This window comes from Acidobacteriota bacterium (genome assembly GCA_003225175.1).
Taxonomy (GTDB): domain Bacteria; phylum Acidobacteriota; class Terriglobia; order Terriglobales; family Acidobacteriaceae; genus Gp1-AA112.
This window is the reverse complement of the sequence record QIBA01000061.1, coordinates 1-25,779: the sequence shown is the minus strand read 5'-3', so window position 1 is coordinate 25,779 and position 25,779 is coordinate 1. Positions and strand designations below refer to the sequence as shown.

Genomic DNA, 25,779 nt, shown 5'->3' with positions numbered 1-25,779 from the left:
AGTTTCTAATGAGTCCAGAGGAGCGCACATATCGACCATCCGCCGGAAAACCGGCGCAGTTCGTCAGAACCAATCGCGTGTCTTCCAATATTTGGCGCCTGTGGCTTGAGATGCGGCCCTACTCCGGTCATTTGGCGGTTCTGTTTTTAGTGAGTTTGCTCGGAGCTCCACTGGCGCTGCTGGTCCCCCTGCCCCTGAAGATTGCAGTCGACAATGTGATTGGCTCGCGTCCCCTGCCGCATTTCCTCACGGCGCTGCTGCCCTCGTCCGTAAAAGGTTCGGCGCACTCTTTGCTGTTTTTGGCCATCGTCCTCTTGGTGACGGTTGCCTTAGCGAACCAGCTTCGGGAGTTCGGCGCCTCGTTTCTTACAGCTTATACAGGAGAAAAAATTCTTCGGCAGTTTCGCGCCAAGCTCTTCCGTCACGTGCAGCGACTGTCGTTGTCATATCACGATACTCAGGGTACTGCCGATTCCCTTTACCGGATTCAGTACGACGCCACGGCCTTACAAAATATCGTCGTCATCGGAATTGTGCCGTTTTTCTCGTCAGCTATCACGCTGATTGCCATGATTTACGTCACAGCGCGCATCAGTTGGAAATTTGCGCTAGTTGGGTTGGCAATTTCACCACTAGTGTTAGTGGCTTCGAGCTTCTACCGGCGAAGAATGCGGAGACAATCGCGAAAAGTCAGGAACATCGAGAGTTCTGCCTTATCTGTGGTGCAAGAAGTGTTGGGTTCGGTTCGAGTGGTGAGGGCATTTGGACAAGAGCAGCGTGAGCATGACCGCTTTATGCATAGATCGAACGAAGGAATGCGAGAGCGCCTTTACCAGGAAAAACTGCAGGGCAGTTATGGGATTGTGCTTGCATTCCTAACAGCAATGGGCATGGCCACTGTGCTGTACATCGGCGTGCACGATATCAAAGCGGGAGAATTGACGCTGGGCAGTCTGCTATTAGTGATGGGCTATTTGAGTCAGGTCTACGGCCCTTTGCGGACAATCGGCAAGAAAATGGCCAGCATGCAGACCTACTTTGTTGGCGCCGAGCGCGCATTCGCGCTTCTGGACGAAGCGCCCGATGTGCTCGAGCGCCCCTTCGCACGGCCACTAGTACGAACTTCAGGTGCGATGACATTTCGTCACGTATCGTTCGCTTATGACGATCGACTGGTGCTTGAAGACATATCGTTTGAGGCATACCCCGGCAGCTGCATCGGGATTATCGGAACCACCGGCGCAGGAAAAACCACACTAGTGAATTTGCTGACTCGCTTCTACGATCCCAGCCAGGGAGAAATCCTGCTCGATGGTGTGGACCTTCGCGATTATAAGGTTTCCGATTTGCGCAATCAGTTCGCAATTGTTCTTCAGGAGCCGGTGCTATTTTCAACCAGCATCGCCGAGAATATTGCGTATGCCCGTTCCAACGCTAGCCAAGCGGAGATCATGGCTGCGGCCCAGGCTGCCAATGCGCACGATTTCATTCTCGGCCTGCCACGCAGTTATGAAACAGTTGTTGGCGAACGCGGCATGCGCCTTTCCGGCGGCGAACGCCAGCGCATTTCGATTGCGCGGGCGTTCCTGAAGGACGCGCCCATTCTGATTCTGGATGAGCCAACCAGTTCCGTTGACATGAAAACCGAAGCTGCCATTTTGGACGCGTTGGAACGGCTCGCTCGCGGACGGACAACGTTTGTCATCACTCACCGGCCCAGTGCATTGCAGCAGTGCGACGTGGTTGTAAGGATCGAAAAGGGCAGGCTTGTTGGGGTTGAGCCAGGTACGCGGGCCGTGTTGCAGGTGTGAAAGCGTGATTATGAAGAAATTGCGCATTGGGTTCCTGTTGCCACATTACTCCGAGAAGAGCCGGAGCTTCATGCCCGCCGTGGTGCAGTTGCTGGCAGAATACGGCGCAATTACTGACATCATCCATCCGGTTCATGGGATGCTCGATCTCTCGCAAGTCCGCGTCGAACACGACCTGTACGTTCTGCGGCACACGAGCGGGCTCTCGCTCAGCTTGTCGGGAGCGCTCCATGAGTTGGGTGCCGTCATCGTGAATCCGTACCCGACTTCCGCGATCCTGCGCGACAAGATCATCGTTTCGCGAATCCTGCAGGCTTCGGGCATCCCTACACCTGCCACCTACGTTGCATCGCAACCTGTTCAATTGCTTCCGCTGCTCGACTCAGGGCCGCTCATCATCAAGCCGTATCAGGGGACAGGCGGCCATCACGTTCGTATCATTCGATCCCCAGCTGAGCTTTCCCAGGTGAATTGCGGCCGCGAGCCCGCGTTTGCCCAGCGCTTTCATGCCAACGATGGCGTTGATCGGAAGATCTACGCGATTGGCGGCCGACTCTATGGAGTAAAGAAGATTTTTCCCCGCCGGACTGAAGACGAAAAACGGGGAGAACCCTTCGTGCTCTCGCCCGAGTTACGTGAAATTGCCCTGCGCTGCGGTCGCGCATTCGGTCTCGACTTATACGGTGTGGATGTTATCGAGAGTGGAGGAATACCGTATGTCGTAGATATGTGCAGCATTCCGGGTTTCAAGGGTGTTCCGGATGCACCGCACTTGTTAGCGCAGTACTTCTATGCCGCCGCCGAGCGTGCTGCACGGGGAGAACTGGCGCCGCAAAGCAGTCACATGGCTGTCGCGGGGACCCATGCCAATGCCTAGACATAAGATTCTGGAAGTCTTGACCGAAGGCGTGGGAGAGCATCGAGCTGTCCAGGCTTGGCTGCAACTCCAATCGGATTCCTGGGAGCCAGGAAGTCTCGAAGTTCTGCAGCGGAGACGATACAGCACCGTTTATCGGCTCAACCACGCCACGCAGCATCGCATGGGGGTTATCGCCAAGAGATGCCGGACAGCAAGGGCGCGTCTCGAACGATTCATCCTTGGGGAACTCCTACCTCGCACGGGGATGCCCGTGCTTGCTTGCTATGGTCTGCTCGAAGACCCGGATGGGGACTTCTGCTGGCTTTTCCTCGAAGATGCCGCCGGATGTTTTTATTCTCCCCAACTTCCCGATCACCGCGCGTTGGCAGGTTATTGGCTGGCGGAAATACAGTTAACTACCGCGGCGGCTGACTTCAAATCCTTACTTCCCAATCGCGAACTCGACTATTACCTGCAATTACTGCGCAATTGCCAGGCGATAGTGCATTCCCTTTACGGCACTCCACTATCGGCCGAGGATACGGCGCTGTTTCGCAAGATCGCCATTCATCTTGATGTTTTGGAATCGCATTGGAGTGAGCTTGAAAAAATATCTGAGCTGATGCCGCCGGCGCTCGTGCATGGCGATTTCGTCATTAAGAATCTGCGTATTCGCGAAACTGATAATGGCCCTGCACTGCTGGCGTTCGACTGGGAATTCGCTGGCTGGGGCCTGCCGGCCGCTGATCTAGCTCAATCCATCGATCGCGCAGCAAGTCCTGACCTTAGCATTTACTGCTCCGTCTTAAATCGTGGGCATCCACATTTGGATTTACACGACATTGAAGCCGTCGCAGCTTGTGGCAATCTTCTCCGCCTCATTAATCAAATGAGCTGGGCAACAGCCGGGCTGGAGTTTGCGCTTCCCGCCCAACTGCTGAAGGCGATACCCACACTGCGATTTTACGAACCCGCTATGCCGAAAGCGCTAACCGCTTTGCGTTGGAGTTAACGTGATTGAGGGTTTGGAGAGAGTGCTTGAAGGTCATGATCAGCCTGGCCTGACCGAATTGCGGGGATTGCTGGAGAAGCTGCTCGGTCGCGAGGCAGACGGGCACTTCATCGAGCAGCAAACCTTGCAGCCGCGTGGTTCGCGCGTGTTCCGGCTCTGCTTTGTTGTCAAAGGTCAAACTCGCCAGCTCATAGTTAAGCGCCTGAGGCCCGAGATCGCACAACGCACTGAACTGATTGATAGACGCTGGCTGCCTGCCGTTGGCATGAGCGACCACGGTCCAGCGTTATTGGGCAGTGTCGCAGACCCAGACGGGAATTGTGTCTGGCATGTCTATGATGACCTGGGTTGCTACGAACTAAATCAGAAGCAAGTCAATCGCGAGTGCGTCAGTGCAGCAATCAAAATGATCGCCCGCCTGCACACACAGTTCGCCTGTCATCCGCTGCTTGGAGAAGTCCGATTGCACGGCGGCGACCTGGGCATTCACTTTTACCAAGCCAACGTGCGCGATGCCATGTACGCGCTCGAGGTCTGTGAACCTGCGCCGCAGAATGTTCAATTGCACAAGCGCCTGCTGCACCGGCTCTATGACCTGAGGCGGGAAATTCCGCAGCGTGCGCAGATGCTCGACAAATGCGGCTGCCCGGAGACTTTGCTGCATGGAGATCTATGGGCCATCAACGTTTTCGTCATCCCTACGGCAAAAGGTCTTCTTGCGCGCCTGATCGACTGGGACCATGTCGCCGTCGGACCTGCGAGCTACGATCTTTCGACTTTTCTCATGCGTTTGCCCCTTGAGGATCGCCCCTGGGTTTTGAAATTGTATCGCGAAGAAATGTCGCGCGGGGGGTGGAGCCTGCCATCAAGCGATGACCTAAATTCCCTTTTCGAAACTGCTGAGTATGCGCGCTTGGCCAATCGCATTATCTGGCCAGCCATTGCCCTGGTGCAGGATCAAGCGTCATGGGGCTGGGAAGCTTTGGCCGAAGTGGACCAATGGTTTGAAGATCTTGAACCGGTGCTATCGTGCGAAAACAAGATGCAGGTCGCAACCTCCTGAAAACGCCGACTTCAATGTTGCCCGACTTGGAGACTTTGGCAAGCCGTCTTACGGCCGCGCTCAGTCGCGGCCGGCATGAACAGCGTCCACTAAGAATCGTCAGAAGAAGTCTGCCGCCATTCATGAGTACCTTTCCCAACGAGATTGTCACCTTTCAGTCACCTGAGGGCCGCAACAGGCGCGTGTTTATCAAATATCAGGTTGGGCAAGGCCATGATTCTTACGGACACCGCGGCGATATTCCCTACGAGATCGAAGTCTATCAACACCTGCTTCAGACGTTGCCAGGCTTTAGACCAAGGTGTCTGGGCGCACACGCTGACCCTCGCACCGGCGACTTTGCCTTGTTTCTCGAATATGTATATCGCAGTGTTCGGGTGAGCGACATCGTTTGGAAACGGGCAATACGTCAACCCGAAGCGATGACCGATGCAGCCCGCTGGATCGCGAAATTCCATGCTGCGCATGAAGGCCGCATCAATGATCCTTCACTCACTTTCCTGAAACGGTATGACGAGGATTACTACCGTGGCTGGGCGCGCCGCACGTGCGAGTTCGCTCGTCCCCTGCATGGACGCTTTCCCTGGTTGATCGAACTAAGCAGCAGTGATGAGTGGTTTGCTCCTCTCTTGCAAGAGCGACCTACTATTATTCATGGCGAGTTCTACGCCAAAACCGTCCTCCTCCGAAACCATCGCATCTTTATGGTGGACTGGGAATCGGCTGCGGTGGCGGCCGGGGAAATAGATTTAGCCGCGCTGACGGAAGGTAAGCACTGGCCCGCCAATATTGTCAGCAGTTGCGAGAATGCTTACCTGCTCGCACGCTGGCCTGAAGGTGCGCCCTCCAACTTTCAGCGCACGTTCGCGGCTGCACGAATTTATCTGCATTTTCGCTGGCTTGGTGAGCAGCCCGATTGGACAATTCGTGAAAAAAATTTATCGCGATTCGATCATCTGCACACAGCAGCCAAGCGATTGGGCCTGATCTGAGAGTCTGCTAATGGCGACAATTGTCATTTCCGCATACGACGTTGTGAATTATCCGGAAGGAGGCGGACACTTCTGGGTCTATCTGCAATATGTCCTTGGGCTGCGACTCTTGGGCCACGACGTGTATTGGCTGGAGGCTTCTCGCACCAAAGGTCGAGCGGAGCGAGAAGCCGCCGCGCTGTCCATCTTTCGCGCGCGGATGCAACAGTATGGCTTGGACGGGAAGTGCATCCTTTATCTCACGCGAGATAAAGAACCGTCGCCCGAAGCGCCAACAGAGTACCTCAATATATCGCGAGCGAACGCGGAAGCGATTTTTGCTAAAGCAGACCTCTTGTTGAATTTCCACTACGCCATCAGCCCGGGGCTGTTGGCCCAATTCCGGCGCACGGCACTGCTGGATATCGATCCCGGACTGCTGCAGTTTTGGATGAGTCGTGCACAGCTCAGCGTGCCCCGTCACGATTTCTATTTCACCATCGGGGAAACGGTCGGCGCACCGGCTGCCGGACCTCGCGAGAGCGATTTACCGTGGATTCATTTTTGTCCTCCAGTATCTCTTGAGCATTGGCCCTACGTGTTTAACCCCGGCAGCTATGCCTTCACGACTGTATCAAATTGGGATTCTTCAGATTGGGTCGTGGATGGAGAGGAAGCTTACGAAAATACCAAACGTGTTGCCTTCCTGGAATTCGCCGATTTGCCGCGATTGACCAGCCAGCCACTGGAGCTGGCGCTGTTTATGCGCACGGAACGTGACATGGCGGAATGGAAAGACCTGGAACGGCGTGGCTGGCACATCCGTGATTCCCGCGACATTGCCACCACGCCGGAAAAATATCAGGCTTACATTCAAGGCTCGCGTGGTGAGTTCAGTTGCGCCAAACGATCTTATGTGAAGCTCCAGAATGCCTGGATCAGCGATCGGACTATCTGTTATCTGGCGAGCGGCAAACCTGTAGTAGTGCAGAACACCGGATCAAGCTCCTTCCTGCCCAATGGCGAAGGCATGTTTCGTTTTTCAACTGCAGCAGAAGCGGCCGACGGTTTGGCTGCGATTAATGCTGATTACGAACGCCATTGCCGGGCAGCACGGCAGATTGCAGAAACTTACTTTGATGCGAAGCGAAACATGGAAATCCTACTGAACATCGCTCTCGCTACGACGACACCTGCACGAGGCGCAGAGACAGCTTGCGTGCGCGAAAGAACTCAGGTCATGGGGTTGTAAAGATCCCAAGCTAACTTTAGATTTCACGGAGGCATTGTGCGCGTTCTGTTAACTGGAGGAGCAGGTTACATCGGCAGTCATACGGCCAAGGCACTGGCGAAGTGCGGCTATGAACCGATTGTCCTGGATGACTTCAGCACCGGACATCGCTGGGCTGTGCAATGGGGACCGGTTGCGGAAGGAAATGTCGGCGACCCAGTGCTGCTCCGGCGCGTGCTGCTTGAACATCGTATCGGCGCGGTAATTCACTTCGCTGCGAACGCTTACGTCGGCGACTCGATGACCGATCCTCGCAAATATTTCCACAACAACATTGTCAATACGCTTACTCTTTTCGACGCCATGCTCAGGGCGGACGTTCGGCGCATCGTCTTCTCTTCCACCTGCGCGACATATGGAATTCCCGAATGTGTACCTATCACTGAAGAACATGCACAACGGCCGGTGAATCCCTACGGTGAGTCGAAGCTATTTATCGAGCGAGCGCTGAAATGGTACGGCGAGGCGTATGGGCTGAAATGGGTCACTTTACGCTATTTCAATGCGGCGGGCGCCGATCCCGACGGCGACCTGGGCGAGGTCCATACGCCGGAGACCCATCTCATCCCCTTGGTTCTTGATACCGCGCTAAGCAATCGTCCTTCGGTAGAGATCTATGGTACCGACTATCCAACGCCCGATGGTACTGCGATCCGGGATTACGTTCATGTCTCCGACCTTGCTGCGGCACATACGGCCGCACTGCAATATCTGGAAGTCGGCGGAACGAGCACTGCCATCAACTTAGGTACCGGCTGCGGACATTCCGTTCGCCAAGTCATAGCGACAGCGGAACAAGTAACTGGCCGAGTGATCAGTACACATAACTGTGCTCGACGTGCCGGTGATCCGGCAGTGCTGGTCGCGCAGGTACGCAAGGCTCCCGAAATACTCGAATGGCATCCCAAGTTCTCCGATCTGCAAACCGTCCTGACAACAGCATGGGATTGGCATCTCTCGCGCAAGAAAAAAGCAAAATCGGCAATACGCAAAGCCGATGATCAATATGCCTTACGAAGGATCGCCGTATAAAACATCACTCCGCCTGGCAATTCCTATTTCTCAACATAATCCGTATGAAATTTGCCATTGCCGTTGAGCTGAACGATCACCGTACCGTCCTTCGCCGCAACAAAATGAGGTACGCCGGCCGGAATGAGAATGAAACTGCCCGCGGGGTACCCTTTCAGCTTTGTGGATTTGAATTTCGTTCCCTCGCCCACATACCAGGTCCTTCGATGATGGTCGCGAGTTCGTCCTGCGGGTGCGTATGCGCGAGGACACATTTGCGGCGGGAATCTTGACATGATCGACCCACCCTCCACCCTTCCCGATCTGAAACCCTACGGCTAAAGCCGGAGGAAAAGAAGGATGCGCGCGTTTGCGAGGCTTGAAAGCCTCTCCCACGCATAAATGCGTGGGCTCCCACCCAAAAGGCAAGAGCGGGAGCCCCCGAATTCAGGTTGCAGGTGGGAGCCTCCGAATTCATGCGAGGGAACAATGCTTCAGCGTTGCAAAGAAGCGCTCGCGTAAATAATTTTGGGCTTTAGCCCCGGGGCTTCCCAATGCCGATGTCCGCGAACGAGAACTCATTCGAGACGTTCTCGAACTTCTTGCCTTCCACCTCGACGTAGGGATAAACGAAATAGTTGAGTGGCTCGCCTGCCTGCCGGGGTGTGAGTTCGAGATCGCGGCCGGTGGAGAATTGCACGCGGTTCACATCGTGCGCTCCGAAGAAATAGTCTTTCTTCGACTTGTCCTTCCACGCTTCGGAGATGTCCACCGGCACCCAGCCGTACTGCGCATCGTAGAAGTCGGCCCAGCAGTGATAGCCGGCTATCTCGCCGGAGTTTTTGTTTGCCGGCAGCGGGAAGCCGATGGAGAAGCGCGCCGGAATGTGCTGTGAGCGTGCCATGGAAATGAAGACGGAATGGAAGTCTGTGCAGTTGCCGCGCCTGGAGTCGCAAGCCCACTCGGCGTCGCCACGTCCCCATCCCGTGCCCGTCTTGTCGTAGCGCATCGTGCTGAAGACATACTGGTAGAGCGCGCGCGCCTTTTCCATGGTGCCGGTCTTGCCCTGAACCTGCTCCGCCGCGATGCCCGCCAGCCTGCCGGTGACCGGCACCAGCTTGTCCGGGCCCAGATACTCACGCGACTCTTTCGCCGATACCCTCAGCAACCGGGGTCCGCGCGAAGGCCCGATGTTGGCGTTCGTGGGGTGGAGCAACCGGGGCTGCCCGCCTTCGCGCGGCAGAGCGATGCGCTCACGACGTACCACGTCGTACTCCACGTCAAAGCTGTACTCGGATCTTTCTGCCTTGGAGGCGACCGCATAGAGGATGGCGTCGCCGTACCTGGGTTCATGCGTCTTCTTCACCGGCAGGTCACCCTTCATGGAGAGGATCTTCACGTCCTGGAACGGATCGCTTTGCGCCTGCGGGAACCAGACCTGGAGTTTCTGTCCAGGTGCAATGTTGCGCACCGTGAATCGGTAGTGGAAGGTAAAGTGGCGTTCCTGCTGCGCGCATACCGGCAGCGACAGCAACAACACAGCAATATAAAGGATAGTCTTGCGCATGGCTCGCGGCTCCTCAATGGATGGTGACGGAAACGACCGGACCGGCCCTTCAGGCAGGAACTACCGTCAAGTGAAGCCGCGGAACATAACCGTAGAGCCGGAGTCTCCTTGTCGATTCAAAGAGTGCGACGATTGTACGCCTATTGCAGCGGGACACGGGTTGCCGTGCCGTCTCAAATTCGTTCTTTTCGGCTTTAGCCCGCTGAGGTAAAGGTTTCCTTTCAGAGTGAAGATGAGACCTCAGGCGCTAAAGCGCAAAACTAAAGACGCTTGCACTGTGACGGCACGACTGAAGTCGTGCCCTTCGATAAACCAATTCTTCTTACCGATCAAAAGGGGACAGGTCAAAAGGGACAGATCAAAAGAGGATCAAAAGGGGACATCCAGGCCGTCCCTCTTAGTCCTATAATGCAGTTTTTGTTGGAGAGTGTTCGCGGCGGCAGTCTTCGGAGAATCCACATGCCTAAATTAGCGGGAAAGTGGCTTGCGGCAGGAAGTTTAGTTGTATTCATTGCCTTTTTCGCAGCCGCATGCGGACGCGCTCCCAAAGAAAAGCCGTCCAATCCTGCTTTCAGACTTAAAGAGGTCATGGTGCCGATGCGCGATGGCGTGCATCTGCAAACGATGCTTGTCACTCCGGTAAGGCAATCGGAACCGCTGCCTATCCTGCTGATCCGTACGCCGTATGGCGTGCCGGCTAAGATTGCCGATCCACTCCCTCCTCATCTGCGCGAATGGGACAAAGACGGCTATATTTTTGTGTATCAGAACTTGCGCGGACGTTTTAAATCAGAAGGGACGTTCCTGGTTTCTTCGCGAGTAGATCTCGACGATCCCAAATTGACAAACGAAACTACCGACGCTTACGACACCATAGACTGGCTGGTTAGGAACGTACCGCGGAACAACGGTAAAGTGGGAATTTGGGGAGTCTCGTACCCTGGAATGACGGCGGGCATTACCTTGCTGCACCCGCACCCGGCACTAAAGGCCGTAAGTGCGCAGGCTGCTCCCGTTGATCAATGGATGAATGACGACATGCACCGGTATGGCGCTTTGCGTGAGAGCTACGCGGTCGAATATTCATTTTTTGTGCAATCAGACAAGAACAAGAATGCGCCCTTCACGCCCGACAACTATGACAGTTACCTGTGGTATCTGGATCTTGGGCCGTTAACGAACATCAACGCGAAGCATTTGCACGGTTCGATTCCGTTCTGGAACGAGATTGTTCAACATCCGAATTACGATTCATTCTGGCAGAAAGAAGCCTGGGTGAAGCAGTTACACAACTCGCCTGTTCCCAATTTGAACGTTGCCGGCTTCTGGGACCAGGAAGATCCATGGGGACCGTGGCAGATCTGGCGTAACGCTGAGGAGAGCGATCCGGAGAGCAGCAGCTTTATGGTTGCAGGGCCTTGGAATCATGGAGGTTGGCGAGATGCAGAAGGAGGCAACCTCGGACTGATAACTTTCGGCGATCACAAAACCTCGCTTGAGTTCCGCCAGAATATTGAAGCTCCCTTCTTCCGCTATTACTTGCATGGCAAGGGAAGCAAACTTCCATGGAAAGCATCGATGTTCCAAACCGGCTCCAATACCTGGCGCACCTACGGTTCATGGCCGCCTCAGGACGCGAAGTCCACGAATCTGTACCTGCGTTCTGATGGCAGTCTCACCTTCGATGCTCCTTCGGCTGGACAATCCGGCGGCAAGTATGTGGAGTACGTGTCGGATTCTAATAATCCTGTTCCATATCGGCATCGCCCCATCTCACCTACGTATCCAGGCGGCGATTGGCCGACTTGGGAGGTCGAAGATCAGCGATTTGTGGATCATCGTCCCGATGTCGCCACGTTCGTCAGCGCTCCTCTGGATCATGAAATCACTGTCACTGGAGCTTTGTCCGCCGATATCTTTGCTTCGACCTCGGGCACTGATAGCGACTTTGTTGTGAAATTGATCGATGTGTATCCGCAAGACGCTCAGAAAAACGCTTGGACCTCGGAGGCTGGACCGAAACGGGGCGACTACGTGAAGTCACTTGACGGCTACGAATTGCCCATTGCTATGGAGGTTCGCCGTGGACGATTTAACAAGAGCTATAGCGATCCAAAACCGCTCGCGCCGAACCAGCCAATGGAGTTCGCGATTCCACTGCGGGACCACGATCACGTGTTCCTGAAACGACACCGCATGATGGTGCAGATCCAATCGTCATGGTTTCCGCTGATCGATCGCAATCCGCAGAAATTTGTGCCCAGTATCTATGAGGCGAAGGCGACCGATTTTGTTTCCGTCACGCAGCGCATCTACTGCTCGTCCCGGATGCCATCTCACATTATTTTGCCGGTGATGCCCTGACTAACCTCACGGAGTGTGCCACATCCTTCTTATGTTTCTGGGCGGGTGGCGCCCCTTAGGGAAGGGCAGCGGCTCTTGACGTTCCGTCTGCGATTCAGGGAGAGCACGGATTTATCCGTGCCGCTATGGGAATTGTTCTTTTCTCTTCGGCTTTAGCCGTCCTGCGATTCAGGGAAGGGCACGGCTTCAGCCGTGCCGTCCCAGATTCGTTCTTTTCAGCTTTAGCCGCTGAGGTAAAGGTTTCGTTTCAGAGTGAAGATGAGACCTCAGGCGCTAAAGCGCAAACTAAAGACGCTTGCGCTGTGACGGCACGACTGAAGTCGTGCCCTTCCCTTCGGTCTTCCCGAAACGGAACTCACTCGAACGACGCAACTGATGCGTCCTCGCAGACCGGCCGTTTGGCCCGAATGTTCGGTCTCGCTCCGGCGCGTCCCAGAATCGGACAGCAGCGCGGCGATCGGAAACAGGCAATCCCGCTAAGTAGCGTGCCAGCATTCGCTTAGCGGGGCGTTTCGGATGGCCGCGAAGATGCTCTAATGTTCTTACAAATCTCTTGTTCTACCAGACCAGGCTCTCACAGACTTAAGAGGTACGGGATGACTACCTTGTGGCAAGACGTGCGGTACAGCCTGCGGATGATCGCCAAATCGCCGGGATATGCGGTGATCGCCATTCTGACGCTTGCCCTGGGCATCGGCGCGAATACCACGATCTTCAGTTGGATCAACTCGACATTGCTGAATCCCATTCCCGGGCTGGCGACGCCGCATGAGGTGGTCTCACTGTCGCTCAGCCGGAGCGGCGAGAACCCCTTTCCGTTCACCTATCCTGATGTCGAGGCCATGCGCGACGGACAGCAGAGTTTTGCCGGCATTACCTCGTGCAATGTGATTCCAATAAGCCTGACGGGCAAAGGCAAGCCGGAGCGCGTTTGGAGTGTGTTGGCATCAGCCAATTACTTCGATGTGCTGGGCGTGAAGCCCATCCTGGGGCGCGGATTTCTGCCGGCCGAAGACCGCACGCCGGGAGGCGCGCCGGTCGCGGTGATCAGCTATCGGCTGTGGCAAACGCATTTCGCCGGCAATCCGGAGATAGTGGGCCAGACGATTGAACTCAATCAGCACCCGTACACGATCGTGGGCGTAACACCGGCGGTGTTTCAGGGGAGCCAGACGGGGCTGCGCTCGGAAATCTGGATTCCGATCATGATGTCTCCGCAATTGTCGCCGCAGGGCGACTTGCTTCACGATCACCACTACTTCTGGCTGTTCGTCTTCGCGCGCTTGAAGCCTGGTGTCATGGCCCAGCAGGCACAGGAGGAGATGACGCTGCGGCTGCAGCAGGAGGTAAGAAATTATCCGGAAGAGCACCGGGGACACGACGCTGTCACAGTGTATCCGCTGTGGCGCAGCCCGTTTGGCGCCAATCAATTTCTCTCGAAGCTGCTTCCGATGCTGATGACAATCGCGGGACTGGTGCTTCTGCTGGCTTGTGCGAACGTAGCCAATCTGATGCTGGTGCGCTCAGTGGCGCGGCGCCGCGAGATTGCGGTTCGCATGTCGCTGGGTGCAAGCCGCTGGCGACTGGTGCGGCAACTGCTCGTGGAAAGTCTGGTGCTGGCACTGGCGGGCGGGACGGTCGCGTTTCTGATGACATTCTGGACCGCCGGAACATTCATGAAATTCCTGCCGACGACCGATTTCCCGATCGCGCTCAGCGTCCGGGCAGACCGCGCCGTGTTGCTTGCCACCATGGTGATCTCAGTACTCACGGGCGTGATTTTCGGCATCTTGCCTGCCCTGCGGTCTTCGAGTGAAGCACCGGCTGGGGTGTTGAAAGAGGATACAGGGAGCGCATCTGGAGGACTGCGGAAGGCGCGGCTCGCGAGCGGGCTGGTGGTGGCGCAAATTTCCCTCTCACTACTTCTACTGGTCTGCGCCGGTCTGTTCATCCGCAGCTTCAGGAGTGCGCAGACTATTGATCCCGGATTTAACCCGCATAACGTGCTGATCGCTTCCTACGATCTATTTACGGCGGGATATTCGCAGGAGAGGGGAGCTGCTTTCGATCGCCAGCTCGTCGCGAAGCTGGCAGCGCAGCCGGGCATTGAATCGATAGCTCTCTCGAGCCGTGTGCCGCTGGGATTTGGCGGCGGCGGCTCGACGAGCGTGAAGCCGGAGGGCTACGTACTGCGGCCGAACGAATCCATGGAAACGCAGGCGGCCGTTGTCACGCCGAATTATTTGCAAACATTGCAGATTCCGCTGCTGAAAGGCCGCGACTTCACGCTGCAGGACGCGGAGAAATCGCAGCGCGTGGCCATCGTCAACCAAACTTTTGCGGAGCGCTACTGGCCGAATCAGGAAGCGATCGGCAAGCAATTCAACTCAGACTACACGCACGAGTGGTTCACCGTCGTCGGCGTGGCGCGCGACAGCAAAGTGAACGGATTAAACGAAAAGCCGACGCCATTCCTGTATCTGCCGCTGTATCAGCTTTATCGGGCCAACGTGATCGTCACCGCGCGGGTCACAGGTGATCCGCTGGCCTTCGGCAAGACAGTCGAGAAATCCATCCATGACTTGAATCCCGAATTGGTGATGTTCGAAGTGACCACTCTCGAAATGCGCGCGCAAATCGCCAGCATCGGGCAGCGTATCGCAGGGACATTCGTGGGCGCATTCGGGCTGCTGGCGTTGGTCCTGGCGGCGGTGGGAATTTACGGTGTCACCGCCTATACCACGCGGCAGCGCACCCACGAATTCGGCATTCGCGTGGCGCTGGGGGCAAGCAAAGAGGATATTCTGCGTTTGGTCTTTGGCTACGGCTTTCGCTTGACGCTCGCGGGGGTGATCCTGGGCCTGGCAGCCTCATTTGCGCTGACGCGCTTCTTGCGTGGCATGCTGCTGGGTGTGAACAGTACCGATACGCTAACCTTTGCAAGCGTAGCGATTCTGCTCTGCGCCGTGGCGCTCTTCGCCTGCTTGATTCCCGCGCGCCGCGCCATGCGAGTAAACCCGATCGTCGCGTTGCGCTACGAGTAAGACTCGAACTTCAGGGTGTACCACCCGGTGCCGCACCGGGATGCGGCACACGGCGTGATAGCCGGCATACTGCTTCACTAACAGCAGGATGACTGTTGCGCACCATGCTCTTTGACCCGAAGAGCACCGATGTTGTCAGTTATGCCGGAGTGATCGTGGTTGTATGGCCAATCATCGTCTTGGCAGTGGCATCGCCGGTTTTGGCGCTGCTTGCATGCAGATGCAATGATCGCGCTGCGTAAGGAATGATTGCGACCGAAAACCTGCGACAGACTTTGCCTTTGTGGCAGCGCTTTGAGAGACCCAGCGGAGAGAAACCGCGCAATTAGTTTTGCCAGAATGTTCCGTGAATAAATCGCCTTTGAAGCTGGTTGCATTCGACGTCGGCCACACCTTGATTGACGAAAGTATCGACGCCTCCACGTTCGTTCCGCCAGTTCTACTCATGCCCGGCGTCAGGGAGGTTCTGCCGCAAATCCGTTTGCCGATGGCGGCCTGGTCCAATACCAAATCCGCCCACGAGGCCGAAGTCAGAAAATTGTTGGCGGCAGCTGACATAGGTCAGTTCTTCACCTGGGTGGTTACTTCCATCGACGCCGGATATCGCAAGCCTCACCCCGGCTTCTTTCAATTTGCTTTACAGGAGTGCGGTATCTCCGAAGGCGAGGTCCTCTTTGTCGGCAACCAACTAAACACCGACATATGCGGCGGAGTGCAATGCGGAATTCAAACTGTTTGGCTTTCCAGCGAAGCGTACCGCAGCCCCGAAGACACTCTGGGGACCGTTAGCCCAGACTTCGTGATCGATTCTCTAGCCGAGTTACCCGCACTGGTTCGGCGGCTTCAGGACTTAAGACGGGAGCTTCATAGCTCTGACTGATCCGCGCCTTTGCCTGGGGGTGTGTACTAGCTTATGCCGCGAGGGCGTTCATGCCTGAGCGCTCCTCAGCCAATCGTGCCGCCAACCGCTAACTTCTTCACTGATTCCGGCAGCAAGAGAACGTTCTTGTCTGTTCTCAGGCTTTTGAAGCTACACTTTTCAGCAGGGTCATGCGACAACTCGTCCTTATCTTTGGATTGCTCATAGAACTAGGTCAGGCGTTTGTGGGTCAGGAGACACCACTACCGCCCGAGCACCCGAGAGTGTCGCTCATCCTGCCTGCAGGAACCAGTTCGGAGACGATGCAGATCAACTACTACATGACAGGACCATTCGGCGGTTACGGCATGTGGGTAAAACCAGAAAAGAATCGGGCTGCTTACGAGATCGATGCATCGGTCGAAGCACGTCCGGCTCGGAATCTCAAAGTAATCGCGTGGCTTCCCGGTTGCGAGATCATCACTCTCGAGCTTGCAATTGAGCACGCTAGCGCGGAGCGCCAGCTAGGCTGTAAGGCGCTTTCATCTTTTGATTTCAAAGCACAGATATTTCCCGTGGCGATAGTAAATGATCGCCCAGCGGAGGTCGAAGCGGCATATGTCGCCTACTGGTCGCACGGATTTTTCGGTATTTATGATGGCCCCCTTACTACATTTCATATCGGCAAGGTCGTGCCCGATGCGGACGGAACTTTCGAGATCAAACTCCCCGACTTGGCCAGTCAGCCGCGCATGAGCGACGGCGAGTTCACTTTCATTCTCCGCGAGAAAAACACCGGTAACCTCATTGCCTTTCTCAAGCCGATGGATACCGATGGCAACACACCCCGCTTGAAAGTCCTACACGAGTACCCGTCGGTCGTCCGATTCGCCGCGGAACAACCGTAAGGGAATTCGAATGCGGCCTTCAGACAGAGTAATAAGCGCTCCAAGCGAAAGACTCATCGCTTGCGAAATTCCGCCACGGTTTGAGACCCTGGACCGACTACGATTTCACGTACCAGTCAGCGGAGTAGCAACTCGTCCTCCTGTTTCAGGTTGATTGCTGGTGTGAGCTCTCGGAGGTAGAAGCGATGACGGATGAATCTAACAACAGTCTTCTCGACTCGCCGGAATGCTGGCCCGCTCTGCCGCTCGAGGCGTGGAAAGAGACCTACGCCACGCTGCACATGTGGACGCAGATCGTCGGCAAGGTGCGCCTGGAGCTCACGCCGCTCATCAACCATTGGTGGAACGTGCCGCTCTACGTCAATGCCCGCGGTTTCACTACTTCTTCCATTCCTTACGATAAGCGCGCGTTCGAGCTGCAATTCGACTTCATCGATCACAAACTCGCGCTGTTAACCAGCGATGGCGCGGTCAGGAGTCTGCCGCTTGTCTCGCGTTCGGTAGCGGAGTTCTACCGGGAGTTCATGGAGCTTCTGGCTAACGCCCAGATCGAGGTGAAGATCTGGAAGATGCCGGTGGAAATACCCGACCCGATCCCGTTCGATCAGGACCGCGTACACGCCACCTATCAGCCGGAATACGCTCACAGGTTCTGGCGAATTCTTGCGTCGGTAGACCGGGTGTTCACCGAATTCCGCTCCCGCTTCATCGGAAAGACCAGTCCTGTACATTTCTTCTGGGGCAGCTTCGATCTTGCGGTCACGCGCTTTTCCGGACGCCGCGCTCCGGAACGTCCGGGAGCCGATGTCATCACCCGCGAGGCTTATTCGCACGAAGTGAGCAGCGTCGGTTTTTGGCCCGGCAGCGGCGAGGTGAAAGACGCAGCGTTCTATTCCTACTCCGCTCCAGAGCCTTCAGGATTCCGCGAGTACACGGTGCAGCCGGCAGCGGCTCACTACAATCCGAAACTCGGCGAATTCCTTTTGATGTACGAGGACGTACGCCGCGCACCGTCGCCCAGCAGGGCGCTACTAGAATTCTGCCAAAGCACCTACGAAGCCGCGGCCAAGCTCGCCAATTGGGACCGCCAAGCCGTGGAAAAATCCTGGCCCGGCACCGCTGACGCAGCCTAAAAACGGAACCTCCGGCGTCACGGCGAGGCCCAGTATGGGATCACGACTTGGCCATGAACGTGATCAGCCTTGGGGTGGTTTCTTGTTCTCGCGATTCTTCCATGTGCTCTTTCGGGAATCTAATTCGGCTGTGGTTATTGTGTTGCTTCGCAGCCCACCTTCCGAAAATCGCGGAGGGTAGGGCAGCCAAATGATGTTTCATTTAGGGAAAGCAAAACAACGGCGGGGCACCCGCATCGCGCGAGTGTACAGAACCAGCTGCGGTAGCGGGTGGTGCAGTTGATGTTGGTGTGTTGCAATTGGTGTTGCAATTGGTGTTAGAGTTGCTAGCCGCAGTTGGCGTTGTCGTTAAGCAATCAACTGCGACAACAGCAACCCAAGACCCAAGGGCACCACCCGCTACCGCAGGTGGTTCAGCAACACCGGCCACGGCCTCAATACCAGAGGCTGTCGGGAGATCTCGCGGCCAGTTGTGTGCAACTCCGCTTTTGACTTTGTCTTCTTCGGGAAACACACGAGGGCAAGAAACGCAAAGTTCATGGGCACAGAATAAGCGGAATTCGGAAACGATTCAAAGAAGAGAACCAAAACCGGGACTGGTCAACATTCATCTAATCCCACCCTCGCGAAAATCACGCGAGAGTGGGGCACCCGAATCATGGTAGTTCCATAATGACACCGAGCTTAAAAGGCTGGGCCACCCGTCAGCACCCTCTATAACCCGCTTTCGGAACGGAGCTATTGACATAGCGAAAAAAGTGGATAAGATTTCCGCCAACTTTTCCTGCATGGCTGGAGGTGGAATTTGCGACACGCTTTTTCCGTCCTGACCGTCCTCATCGGTATTGCGCTGTTTGCGTCTGAGCCGACCGATTCAAGCTATCCTCCGCAGCAGCTGCTCGATCGCATTACTGCTCAAGGCATCCGGTCGCATATGGAGTATCTCGCCGACGATCTCTTAGAGGGCCGTGGGACCGGGACTCGAGGTTATCTCCTGGCTGCAAATTACATTCGCGCCCACTTCGAGCAAATGGGACTCAAGCCCGCGGGCGATTCCGGTTCTTACTTCCAGAAAATCCGCTTTCGGGAAGTTAAGCCCGCACCCGAGCGCGATTCTCTGGTGATCAAGCGCAATAACGCCGAGGAGAAGCTCGTCTTTGAGAAGGACTATCTAATGTCCGGCCATGCGACACACGAAGATGCCAAAGTAGAAGCTCCAATGGTCTGGGTCGGGTACGGCGTGACTGTCCCGGAGCTGCATTACGATGACTATGCCGGAATCGATGCCAGAGGAAAGATCATTGTTGCTGTGCGTGGAGCGCCGTCCAGTCTTCCTTCCTCCGACCGCGCCGTCTATTCCGACGGCATAAGAAAGGCGCGTAACGCTGCGGCCCACGGGGCGATTGGAAGAATCACGATCTGGGCCGGCGAGATCGCAAAGCAAGTGCCCTGGGAGCAGGTGGTCCACTTCTATCACTCGCCTTCCATGTACTGGCTCGACGAAAAGGACAATCCCAACGACTATGTCCCGGAGATTCTGGCGACAGCGCTGGTGAATGGCCAATTTGCAGAGCCTCTCTTCCGCGGGTCCGGCCATACACTCGACGAAGCCATGGCCAGCCTGAACGCAAACAAGCCCATGAGTTTCGCGCTCAGTGGAACCGCGTCGCTGCACGATGTCGCACGGTTCTCAGAAAAAGAGAGTCCGAATGTGGCAGCCATCCTTCCCGGCTCCGATTCGCAGTTCAAGAATGAGTACGTGGTGTTTACGGCGCATGCCGATCACATGGGCATTGGCGAGCCTATTAAAGGACAAACGATCTATCACGGAGCGGCAGACAATGCCTCGGGTACCGCGGCGCTGCTGGAAATTGCGCGCGCCTTTGCAGAGAGCGGTCCCAGGCCGAAGCGCTCGCTGTTATTCGTGGCTGTCACTGGGGAAGAAATGGGACTGCTTGGTTCGGATTACTTCGCGCATCATCCGACAGTTCCAATTGAGCAGATCGCGGCCAACATCAATATGGATGGGGTCTCACTCTTCTATGACTTTCGCGATATTGTCGCGCTCGGAGCCGAGCATTCAACGCTCGATCGTCAGATTCGGGATGTCGCTCAGCATATGGGACTTGAAGTCAGTCCCGATCCGATGCCGGAACAGGTCTTCTTCATTCGCAGCGATCAGTACTCGTTCGTGAAGCGTGGTGTACCGGCGGTGATGATCGGGGAGGGATTCAAGACCGTCGATCCCACGCTCGACGGCAAGAAGATATTTCTCGACTGGATGAGTACTCACTATCACACGCCGCAGGACGACATGACTCAGCCCCTCAACTTCGACGCCGCCCGAAAGTGCACGCAGATAAACCTTGCTGTGGGATACGAGGTCGCTGAGGCTGCGGATCGTCCGCATTGGAATTCGGGCGATACTTTTGGGAAACTGTTTGCAAACAAGTAAGCAAGTTATCAGTTTCCTATTCTGAGTGAGACCAAAAAGGGGACAGGCTCACCCGACTGGTAGAAGTGGAACACAAGAACCGAAACGGGAAAGTACGGGCCACCCTCCTGTGGTTTGGGAGAGGGTAAACCTCGTAAGAAGCTGAAGGCCGACTAGATCATAGTCGGCCCTTTGACGCCGGACGAGTTGTCACGCCAAATCTTGCACGCCTGGCGGAGGCGATTACTGCCTCCTCCTACGGCAACGGTTGTCAGCAGGTCCAGAACCCTTCGGGCGAGAATCAGTCTCGCTGCGGTTTTCTGAAGGTGACGCGATTAACAGGATCACTGTCGCTCGAATCAAGGATGCGCAGTCTCTAGAGTAAAGCTCACCTGCGGCAAGCTAGCAAGTGCTCTTGCGTTGCCAGAGCTGTAAAAATCCCGCTGCTAGCTGCACTACTGACGACGGGACTCTTGCACTAGGTAGCCCGTGAATTTTTTCACGGAAAGACCTCCTGCCGGAGTTCCGGTCACAACAATTCTAGCAGACTGATGTTGTGTGCAGCGTGGTGCATGTACCTCGGTAGTAAACACCAACAAGTCCGCCGCACATGACCTGGTGCCATAATTGCTCCATGGCATCACCAACATCATCCGCAATTCCTCAAAGGCCAACGCGAGCAAGCGGATCGCACTCCTACAGATATGTAAGTTTGGAGCACTCAAATCCTCCGGCGCATGCTGACCGGCTTGAATGGCTCAAGGCCATTATCCTCAAACATCAGCTTTACGTACCGAACGTCGGCCAATTGAACGATCCGGCAGATGGAAGTCCGCGTTTCACTCTGCTTTCCCCACCGCAATTCCTCTCTGAACTCTTCGGTCCGCGCCACGGCGTTCTTCGGAATAATCCAGGCTTGTCTCTCGACGCCCAGATTGCCGAAGCATATGTCATTGACTACAACATCCAACTCCACGGAGCCGAGAAGCTCCAGCGAAGGTACAAGGACATCTTTGACGAGACAATGAACCAATGGAAGGTTTATTGCTTGTCGAAACGATACGACAACATGAACTTGTGGGCAAAGTACGCTGATAACCATCGCGGATATTGTCTGGAGTTTGCGAACGAGGGAGCCTTCTTTGCGTGCGCAATGAACGTGACGTATGGCGAATTTGCAGCAATGGATGTCACGAATGATGAGCACATAAACATAAATTGGTTTTTCTCCAAAGGAACGCAATGGAGCAATGAGGAGGAAGTCCGCGTTCTCGTTCCTCGTCAGTATCCGCACGAGGTCATCATCGATCCACGCTGTTTGACGCGAATCATCCTCGGCCGGAAAATGTCGGACAGTGACCGCGCAGTAATTAGGGATTGGGCCAAACAGCGGCAGCCGGAATTGGAAGTAGTGACAGCGTCCTGGGACAGCTTTGAAAATGTTCTCAAGGTTGCTTAAGGCCCATCCGTAAACGGTCCCCTCCGCGGCCACACTGAAGAGTTATTGCCGGGTGAGTAAACGGCAAAACTCAAACCAAAATCTCACGCGGATGAATACGGATTTTACGGATTCACGTGGACTAGGAAGAGGCTGACCAGCGTTTCTCGGCGCCTCCGTGGTGAATCAGGCCGTTAGCTTCTGAAGCTTTTGCGGGCTTTGAGAGACGACTTGCTCCACGCTGTTGCTTTGCGATGCGGGCAGACTTCCCGTTCCGGAGCACAACGGACAAACGCTCCCGTACGGAGCCCGGTGCTGGCGAAGCGTGGGCGATTGCCTCAGCCATGCATCCAACTCATCCGCAAATGCTGCAACCGAACTGCGCGACCTTGCCGCGGGTCGATGCACGGGCAATGCGAATCGGCTCTCATAGCGCTGAACGGTGCGCACCCCGAGACCAAGATAGGAAGCGATTTCTTTCCACGATTGCAATATTCCGCGCTTGCGCCTATTCGTAACCTGATTCATCTTCGGGCCTCTCTGCGCTAGCCGCTTTCTTCTTTAATCTGGCTTTATTGTTTCCGAGCGCGAGATCCGCAAGCGTCAGGTAGCGGCTATTAGCGCTCGCCAGAGGATCGTGAAGGATGATTTTTGGCGTCCCGTTTTGGTGCCTCCGAAGTACGTCGTGGTCGATCCAGAGCCCGAGCGGATGATCGTCGCCTTCCGTCTTGATACTCCGCTTAGGACGCGCCGGGCGTTTCTGCACGTTAGTCACTATGCTTAGCCGTGCCGGCCGGGCGTTCTCCGGCTCATTGGGCCCTTCAACTTTGGGGACCTCATGCAATGGGACCCGCTCGAAGAGTCTTTTTCGTTGCTGCATTGGCTGGAGCCTCTATTTGCCAAGCTAGTCCTTGTCCATCCATACGGGGAGAATCTTTTGTTCATCATCCATGCACACGGAGAGACTGTTTTGTTCGTCGCGGATGAAGCCTTAGCCGGGGGAATGCCTTTTCTGAGCAGGATCAATACGCCAACATACGACACGAAAGCAATACGGAGCAAACTTGTATTGCAGAATAACTCTAATCATAGGTATTTTATCGATACGTTAACGTTACGTTTGCGGTTCTTGGAGGATTGCCATGGCTGTGAAAACAAAACAGCGCTTTGCCACTGTGGCTCAGATCGATGTGCCCCACGGACGCAACGGGAAGCACAAAGGGATCGTCTCCGCGATTCTCGCCGAACTCGGCGACGTGAAAGACGGAGAGGCGCTCAAAATAGCTCTGACTGAGCTGGGCGATACCAAGGAAAACGTTCGCTCGGCGCTGAACCGTGCGAGTCACAAATTGAATCGGCCGCTCGCGACCGCAGCTGACGCAAAATTTCTCTACGTGTGGGCTACGACTTCGGCTTCAAAGAGGGCGTGAGGGAACAAACCACGCGCATCGAAAGCCCGCTGTTACGACCGTGTGCGATCTGTTCATCGCGCGCCGTACACAGAACCACCTGCGGTAGCGGGTGGTGCAGTTGATGTTGCAGTTGTAAATGACGAGCCTGGCGTCCTGTGGCCCGCGAATGCCGGGCAGAAACGTTCTGTCTCCAATGGCCGGGTGGCCTGCTCCTCAAGCATCCCCATACACCGGCACCGACGCTCCGTTGATGAGTTTTGCATCGTCACTGCACAAGAAGAGGATGACGCGGGCTATCTCTTCGGGCTTGGGCCATTTGGAGAAGTCGGCGCCGGGCATCGCTTTGCGATTGGCGGCGGTGTCGATGATGCCCGGAAGGACAGAATTTGCGCGCACGCCGCTGCCTTTGAGATCGGCTGCCAACGAGTCAATCATGGCGACAGCAGCGGCCTTGGACGCGGCATATGCAGCTGCTCCGGCGGCATGATCGAGTGCCGAGCGGGAGGCGATGTTGACGAGCACTCCGCTCCCTTGTTTCAGCATCAGCGGCACTGCGATGCGCGATAACACATAGCCGGAGCGCAGATTGAGCGCCAGCATCTGGTCAAATACCTTTGCATCGGTCTGCCACAGCGCGGTCCCGCCGGCATAGGCGCCGACCGCGTTGACCAGCACGTCGAGGCGGCCGTGCCGGGCGGATACCTGATCGATCGATTGGCGCACTGCCGTTTCGTCAGTGACATCAACCTGATGACCTTCAAGTTGTGAGGCATGAGCAGCGGCAGCCTTCTCGAGGGCGGCGAACTCTTCCGCTTGACGGTAAGTCACCACGACCTTGGCCAGTTCCGCCAGAAATGCCAGGCTGACGGCCTGGCCGAGCGCTCCTGTACCGCCCGCAACCAACACGACCTTATTTAAAAATCTTCCATCGGGTCTTTCATCCATAAGGTTTGTCTTGTGTTTCTTTGCGTCTTGTCCTTTCAGCGTTCATCTTAAGCCGGGTTCTATAAAACGAGATGCAAGTTGCCGGTGCTGGTTTTGTTTTCCTTATTCAACCCAAGAAGAGGATGCGCTGTGCCTGCGCGGTTGAAGGCGTCGCCGGCGGAAGTGGTTGTGCATGATCAGGGCGAAGACGGCTGTGGTTGCGGGAGTTACGCGGTCGGGATTGTCATCTCCGTAGCGGCCATCCCTCAGCACCGAAGCTAGTTCGGTGCTACCACGAGTCAAGATTGCGAGTCAACGAGAAATGTCATTTTGGAACTCAGGCCACTGTGAGAGAGTGGTCGTCGCAATCACCCGACGCTGGCGCGAGCAACGGATGCGAATTTCACAATTCACTGCTTATTCACTGTTATTCACTGTTCTTTGCGGCGGGAGCATCATCAACCTCAGCTCTATCGTCGGCTCGCATCCGGTGGCGGGAGCCCTGCTGTACGCTTCCACGAAAGGCGCCATCGAAACGCTGACAAAGGGATTGGCGCTCGAACTTGCACCGCGCAAGATCCGGGTCAACGCCATCGCTCCGGGTCATACAGAAACCCAAGGCAATGTAGCCGCGGGAACGTTTGAGGGTGGGGCCGGCGCCGTTCTGGCTGAAAAGCAGTGCACCTGCGGGCCGCCCCGGCGGGTTGTTCACTCTGTTCAGGCCAACCTGGTTCCGGACGCCCTCGGCCGGTCTTTGATGCTGCAGGAGCGCAACCTGCAACTCACTGGCAACCATCTCACTTGCAAGTTCTGCCGAGGAGTATCCGCAAGAAGGGCTCCGGAAATCTGCAGCTTAGGCGATCGGACATCAGTGATAACCAGCAAAGCAAAGCCGTGCCTGTACGGAATCGTCGTCGTGCTGCTCGGCCTCTCGCCCGTCGCGAGAGCGCAATCCAGCAACGACGTGCTTGCTCCGGCATTGGTATTTCTTGCTGGCGGAGCGCAGCGCCTGCCCGACGCTCCTTCCGCGGCCTTGCCGGATCGCCAGCAGGAAAGCGCACAGGAGAAGTCTTTTGTGCCGTTCGCGCCGCGTTCACAGGATTTGCCGGAGTGGAAGGCACTCTCGCCTGCTCAGAAGTTCGACTTGTTCGTTCAAAACAGCTATTCCTCTTCGACGCTCGCGGTCACCGCGGCCTCGGCGCAGAAGGTTTATGTAGGACACTGGTTCGCGGAGAGGCCAAGGGCTCTGGGCCAGCGCTACGCAGCCGCCTACGCCGACGCGCAGTCCAGCGCCTTCATCGAGAACTTTCTGGTTCCGGCGTTAATGCGGCAGGACCCGCGATATTTTCGCAGCAGTTCGGGCACGATCCGCGGACGCTCGGGATACGCGATGAGCCGGGTGTTCATCACGCGCACCGACCGGGGTAGCAACGCCTTCAACACCTCGGGAATCGCCGGAGCATTTCTCTCCTCGGCCGTGCGCAACGCCTACCACCCGTACTACAACCGGAGCCTGGATGGAACGGTGGGCCGAGCGCTGAGTCGTCTGGCGTCACGCGTAGGCATGAACGTGGTCCGCGAGTTCTGGCCAGACTTGCGCCGAAAATCCAAAGGCAAACTGGCAGCCGCCATGGCCGCCTACGAGCCGTAACCACAAGCTAAGCTCAATCCTCACCAA

23 protein-coding genes are annotated in these 25,779 nt (G+C 56.0%); 17 read left to right on the top strand and 6 right to left on the bottom strand.

The features are described 5' to 3' along the window. Positions 1-8 precede the first annotated feature (8 nt). From DMG62_18080 to galE, 7 genes are read left to right on the top strand one after another with little or no spacing between them, the layout of a single operon-like run. A complete protein-coding gene (locus DMG62_18080; GenBank protein PYY21532.1) occupies positions 9-1,811 on the top strand; it encodes an ABC transporter ATP-binding protein in 1,803 nt (600 codons plus the stop codon). A 10-nt stretch (positions 1,812-1,821) separates the two neighbouring features. After that, complete coding sequence (locus DMG62_18075; protein ID PYY21531.1) at positions 1,822-2,688, top strand: hypothetical protein; 867 nt, start codon at positions 1,822-1,824, stop codon at positions 2,686-2,688. Next, a complete protein-coding gene (locus DMG62_18070; protein ID PYY21530.1) occupies positions 2,603-3,682 on the top strand; it encodes a hypothetical protein in 1,080 nt (359 codons plus the stop codon). Before DMG62_18075 ends, DMG62_18070 begins: the two co-directional genes overlap by 86 nt. 1 nt (position 3,683) lies before the next feature. Then, on the top strand, positions 3,684-4,745 hold the full coding sequence (locus tag DMG62_18065; protein ID PYY21529.1) for a hypothetical protein: 1,062 nt from the start codon (positions 3,684-3,686) through the stop codon (positions 4,743-4,745). A 14-nt stretch (positions 4,746-4,759) separates the two neighbouring features. Next, positions 4,760-5,737 carry a hypothetical protein gene (locus DMG62_18060; GenBank protein PYY21528.1) on the top strand — a complete coding sequence of 326 codons (978 nt, stop codon included), beginning with the start codon at positions 4,760-4,762 and terminating at the stop codon, positions 5,735-5,737. A 10-nt stretch (positions 5,738-5,747) separates the two neighbouring features. Beyond that, the gene (locus DMG62_18055) at positions 5,748-6,968 is read left to right on the top strand and encodes a hypothetical protein (GenBank protein ID PYY21527.1); all 1,221 of its coding nucleotides are present in this window, start codon (positions 5,748-5,750) and stop codon (positions 6,966-6,968) included. Positions 6,969-7,001: 33 nt separating this feature from the next. Beyond that, positions 7,002-8,039 carry a UDP-glucose 4-epimerase GalE gene (galE, locus tag DMG62_18050; protein PYY21526.1) on the top strand — a complete coding sequence of 346 codons (1,038 nt, stop codon included), beginning with the start codon at positions 7,002-7,004 and terminating at the stop codon, positions 8,037-8,039. A 23-nt stretch (positions 8,040-8,062) separates the two neighbouring features. Here galE and DMG62_18045 read toward each other — a convergent pair whose 3' ends face one another. After that, positions 8,063-8,293 (bottom strand): hypothetical protein, encoded by a 231-nt coding sequence (locus DMG62_18045; protein ID PYY21525.1) that lies wholly within the window; start codon positions 8,291-8,293, stop codon positions 8,063-8,065. A gap of 260 nt (positions 8,294-8,553) precedes the next feature. Next, positions 8,554-9,585 carry a transglutaminase gene (locus tag DMG62_18040; GenBank protein PYY21524.1) on the bottom strand — a complete coding sequence of 344 codons (1,032 nt, stop codon included), beginning with the start codon at positions 9,583-9,585 and terminating at the stop codon, positions 8,554-8,556. Between the two features lie 588 nt (positions 9,586-10,173). Between DMG62_18040 and DMG62_18035 the strand changes: the two genes are divergently transcribed. The 3 genes from DMG62_18035 to DMG62_18025 all read left to right on the top strand — a co-directional run bounded on the left by DMG62_18035 (position 10,174) and on the right by DMG62_18025 (position 14,993). Then, positions 10,174-11,949, top strand: coding sequence for an X-Pro dipeptidyl-peptidase (locus tag DMG62_18035; GenBank protein PYY21551.1), 1,776 nt, complete (start codon positions 10,174-10,176; stop codon positions 11,947-11,949). A gap of 125 nt (positions 11,950-12,074) precedes the next feature. Further along, positions 12,075-12,452 (top strand): hypothetical protein, encoded by a 378-nt coding sequence (locus DMG62_18030; protein ID PYY21523.1) that lies wholly within the window; start codon positions 12,075-12,077, stop codon positions 12,450-12,452. Between the two features lie 33 nt (positions 12,453-12,485). After that, entirely contained in the window at positions 12,486-14,993 is a 2,508-nt protein-coding gene (locus DMG62_18025; protein ID PYY21522.1) for an ABC transporter permease, read from the top strand. Positions 14,994-15,132: 139 nt separating this feature from the next. Here the strand turns inward: DMG62_18025 and DMG62_18020 are convergent, their stop codons facing one another. Further along, positions 15,133-15,318 (bottom strand): hypothetical protein, encoded by a 186-nt coding sequence (locus tag DMG62_18020; GenBank protein ID PYY21521.1) that lies wholly within the window; start codon positions 15,316-15,318, stop codon positions 15,133-15,135. 21 nt (positions 15,319-15,339) lie between these two features. On the opposite strand from DMG62_18020, the gene DMG62_18015 reads away from it, so the two are divergent. The 5 genes from DMG62_18015 to DMG62_17995 all read left to right on the top strand — a co-directional run bounded on the left by DMG62_18015 (position 15,340) and on the right by DMG62_17995 (position 21,786). Next, complete coding sequence (locus DMG62_18015; protein PYY21520.1) at positions 15,340-15,873, top strand: hypothetical protein; 534 nt, start codon at positions 15,340-15,342, stop codon at positions 15,871-15,873. A 263-nt stretch (positions 15,874-16,136) separates the two neighbouring features. Beyond that, on the top strand, positions 16,137-16,760 hold the full coding sequence (locus DMG62_18010; GenBank protein ID PYY21519.1) for a hypothetical protein: 624 nt from the start codon (positions 16,137-16,139) through the stop codon (positions 16,758-16,760). Between the two features lie 185 nt (positions 16,761-16,945). After that, positions 16,946-17,893 (top strand): hypothetical protein, encoded by a 948-nt coding sequence (locus DMG62_18005; protein ID PYY21518.1) that lies wholly within the window; start codon positions 16,946-16,948, stop codon positions 17,891-17,893. A gap of 805 nt (positions 17,894-18,698) precedes the next feature. Next, a complete protein-coding gene (locus DMG62_18000; protein PYY21517.1) occupies positions 18,699-20,348 on the top strand; it encodes a peptidase M28 in 1,650 nt (549 codons plus the stop codon). A 691-nt stretch (positions 20,349-21,039) separates the two neighbouring features. Then, complete coding sequence (locus DMG62_17995) at positions 21,040-21,786, top strand: hypothetical protein (GenBank protein PYY21516.1); 747 nt, start codon at positions 21,040-21,042, stop codon at positions 21,784-21,786. Positions 21,787-21,951: 165 nt separating this feature from the next. Here DMG62_17995 and DMG62_17990 read toward each other — a convergent pair whose 3' ends face one another. Further along, positions 21,952-22,293, bottom strand: coding sequence for a hypothetical protein (locus DMG62_17990; protein ID PYY21515.1), 342 nt, complete (start codon positions 22,291-22,293; stop codon positions 21,952-21,954). Beyond that, the gene (locus tag DMG62_17985) at positions 22,274-22,645 is read right to left on the bottom strand and encodes a hypothetical protein (GenBank protein ID PYY21514.1); all 372 of its coding nucleotides are present in this window, start codon (positions 22,643-22,645) and stop codon (positions 22,274-22,276) included. The genes DMG62_17990 and DMG62_17985 overlap by 20 nt, the downstream gene beginning before the upstream one ends. 262 nt (positions 22,646-22,907) lie before the next feature. Here DMG62_17985 and DMG62_17980 point away from each other — a divergent pair, with 262 nt between their 5' ends. Continuing rightward, positions 22,908-23,195 (top strand): hypothetical protein, encoded by a 288-nt coding sequence (locus tag DMG62_17980; protein PYY21513.1) that lies wholly within the window; start codon positions 22,908-22,910, stop codon positions 23,193-23,195. A gap of 195 nt (positions 23,196-23,390) precedes the next feature. Here the strand turns inward: DMG62_17980 and DMG62_17975 are convergent, their stop codons facing one another. Beyond that, a complete protein-coding gene (locus DMG62_17975; protein PYY21512.1) occupies positions 23,391-24,122 on the bottom strand; it encodes a short-chain dehydrogenase in 732 nt (243 codons plus the stop codon). Positions 24,123-24,423: 301 nt separating this feature from the next. Here DMG62_17975 and DMG62_17970 point away from each other — a divergent pair, with 301 nt between their 5' ends. Next, positions 24,424-25,752, top strand: coding sequence for a hypothetical protein (locus DMG62_17970; protein ID PYY21511.1), 1,329 nt, complete (start codon positions 24,424-24,426; stop codon positions 25,750-25,752). The last annotated feature ends 27 nt before the right edge of the window (positions 25,753-25,779 follow it).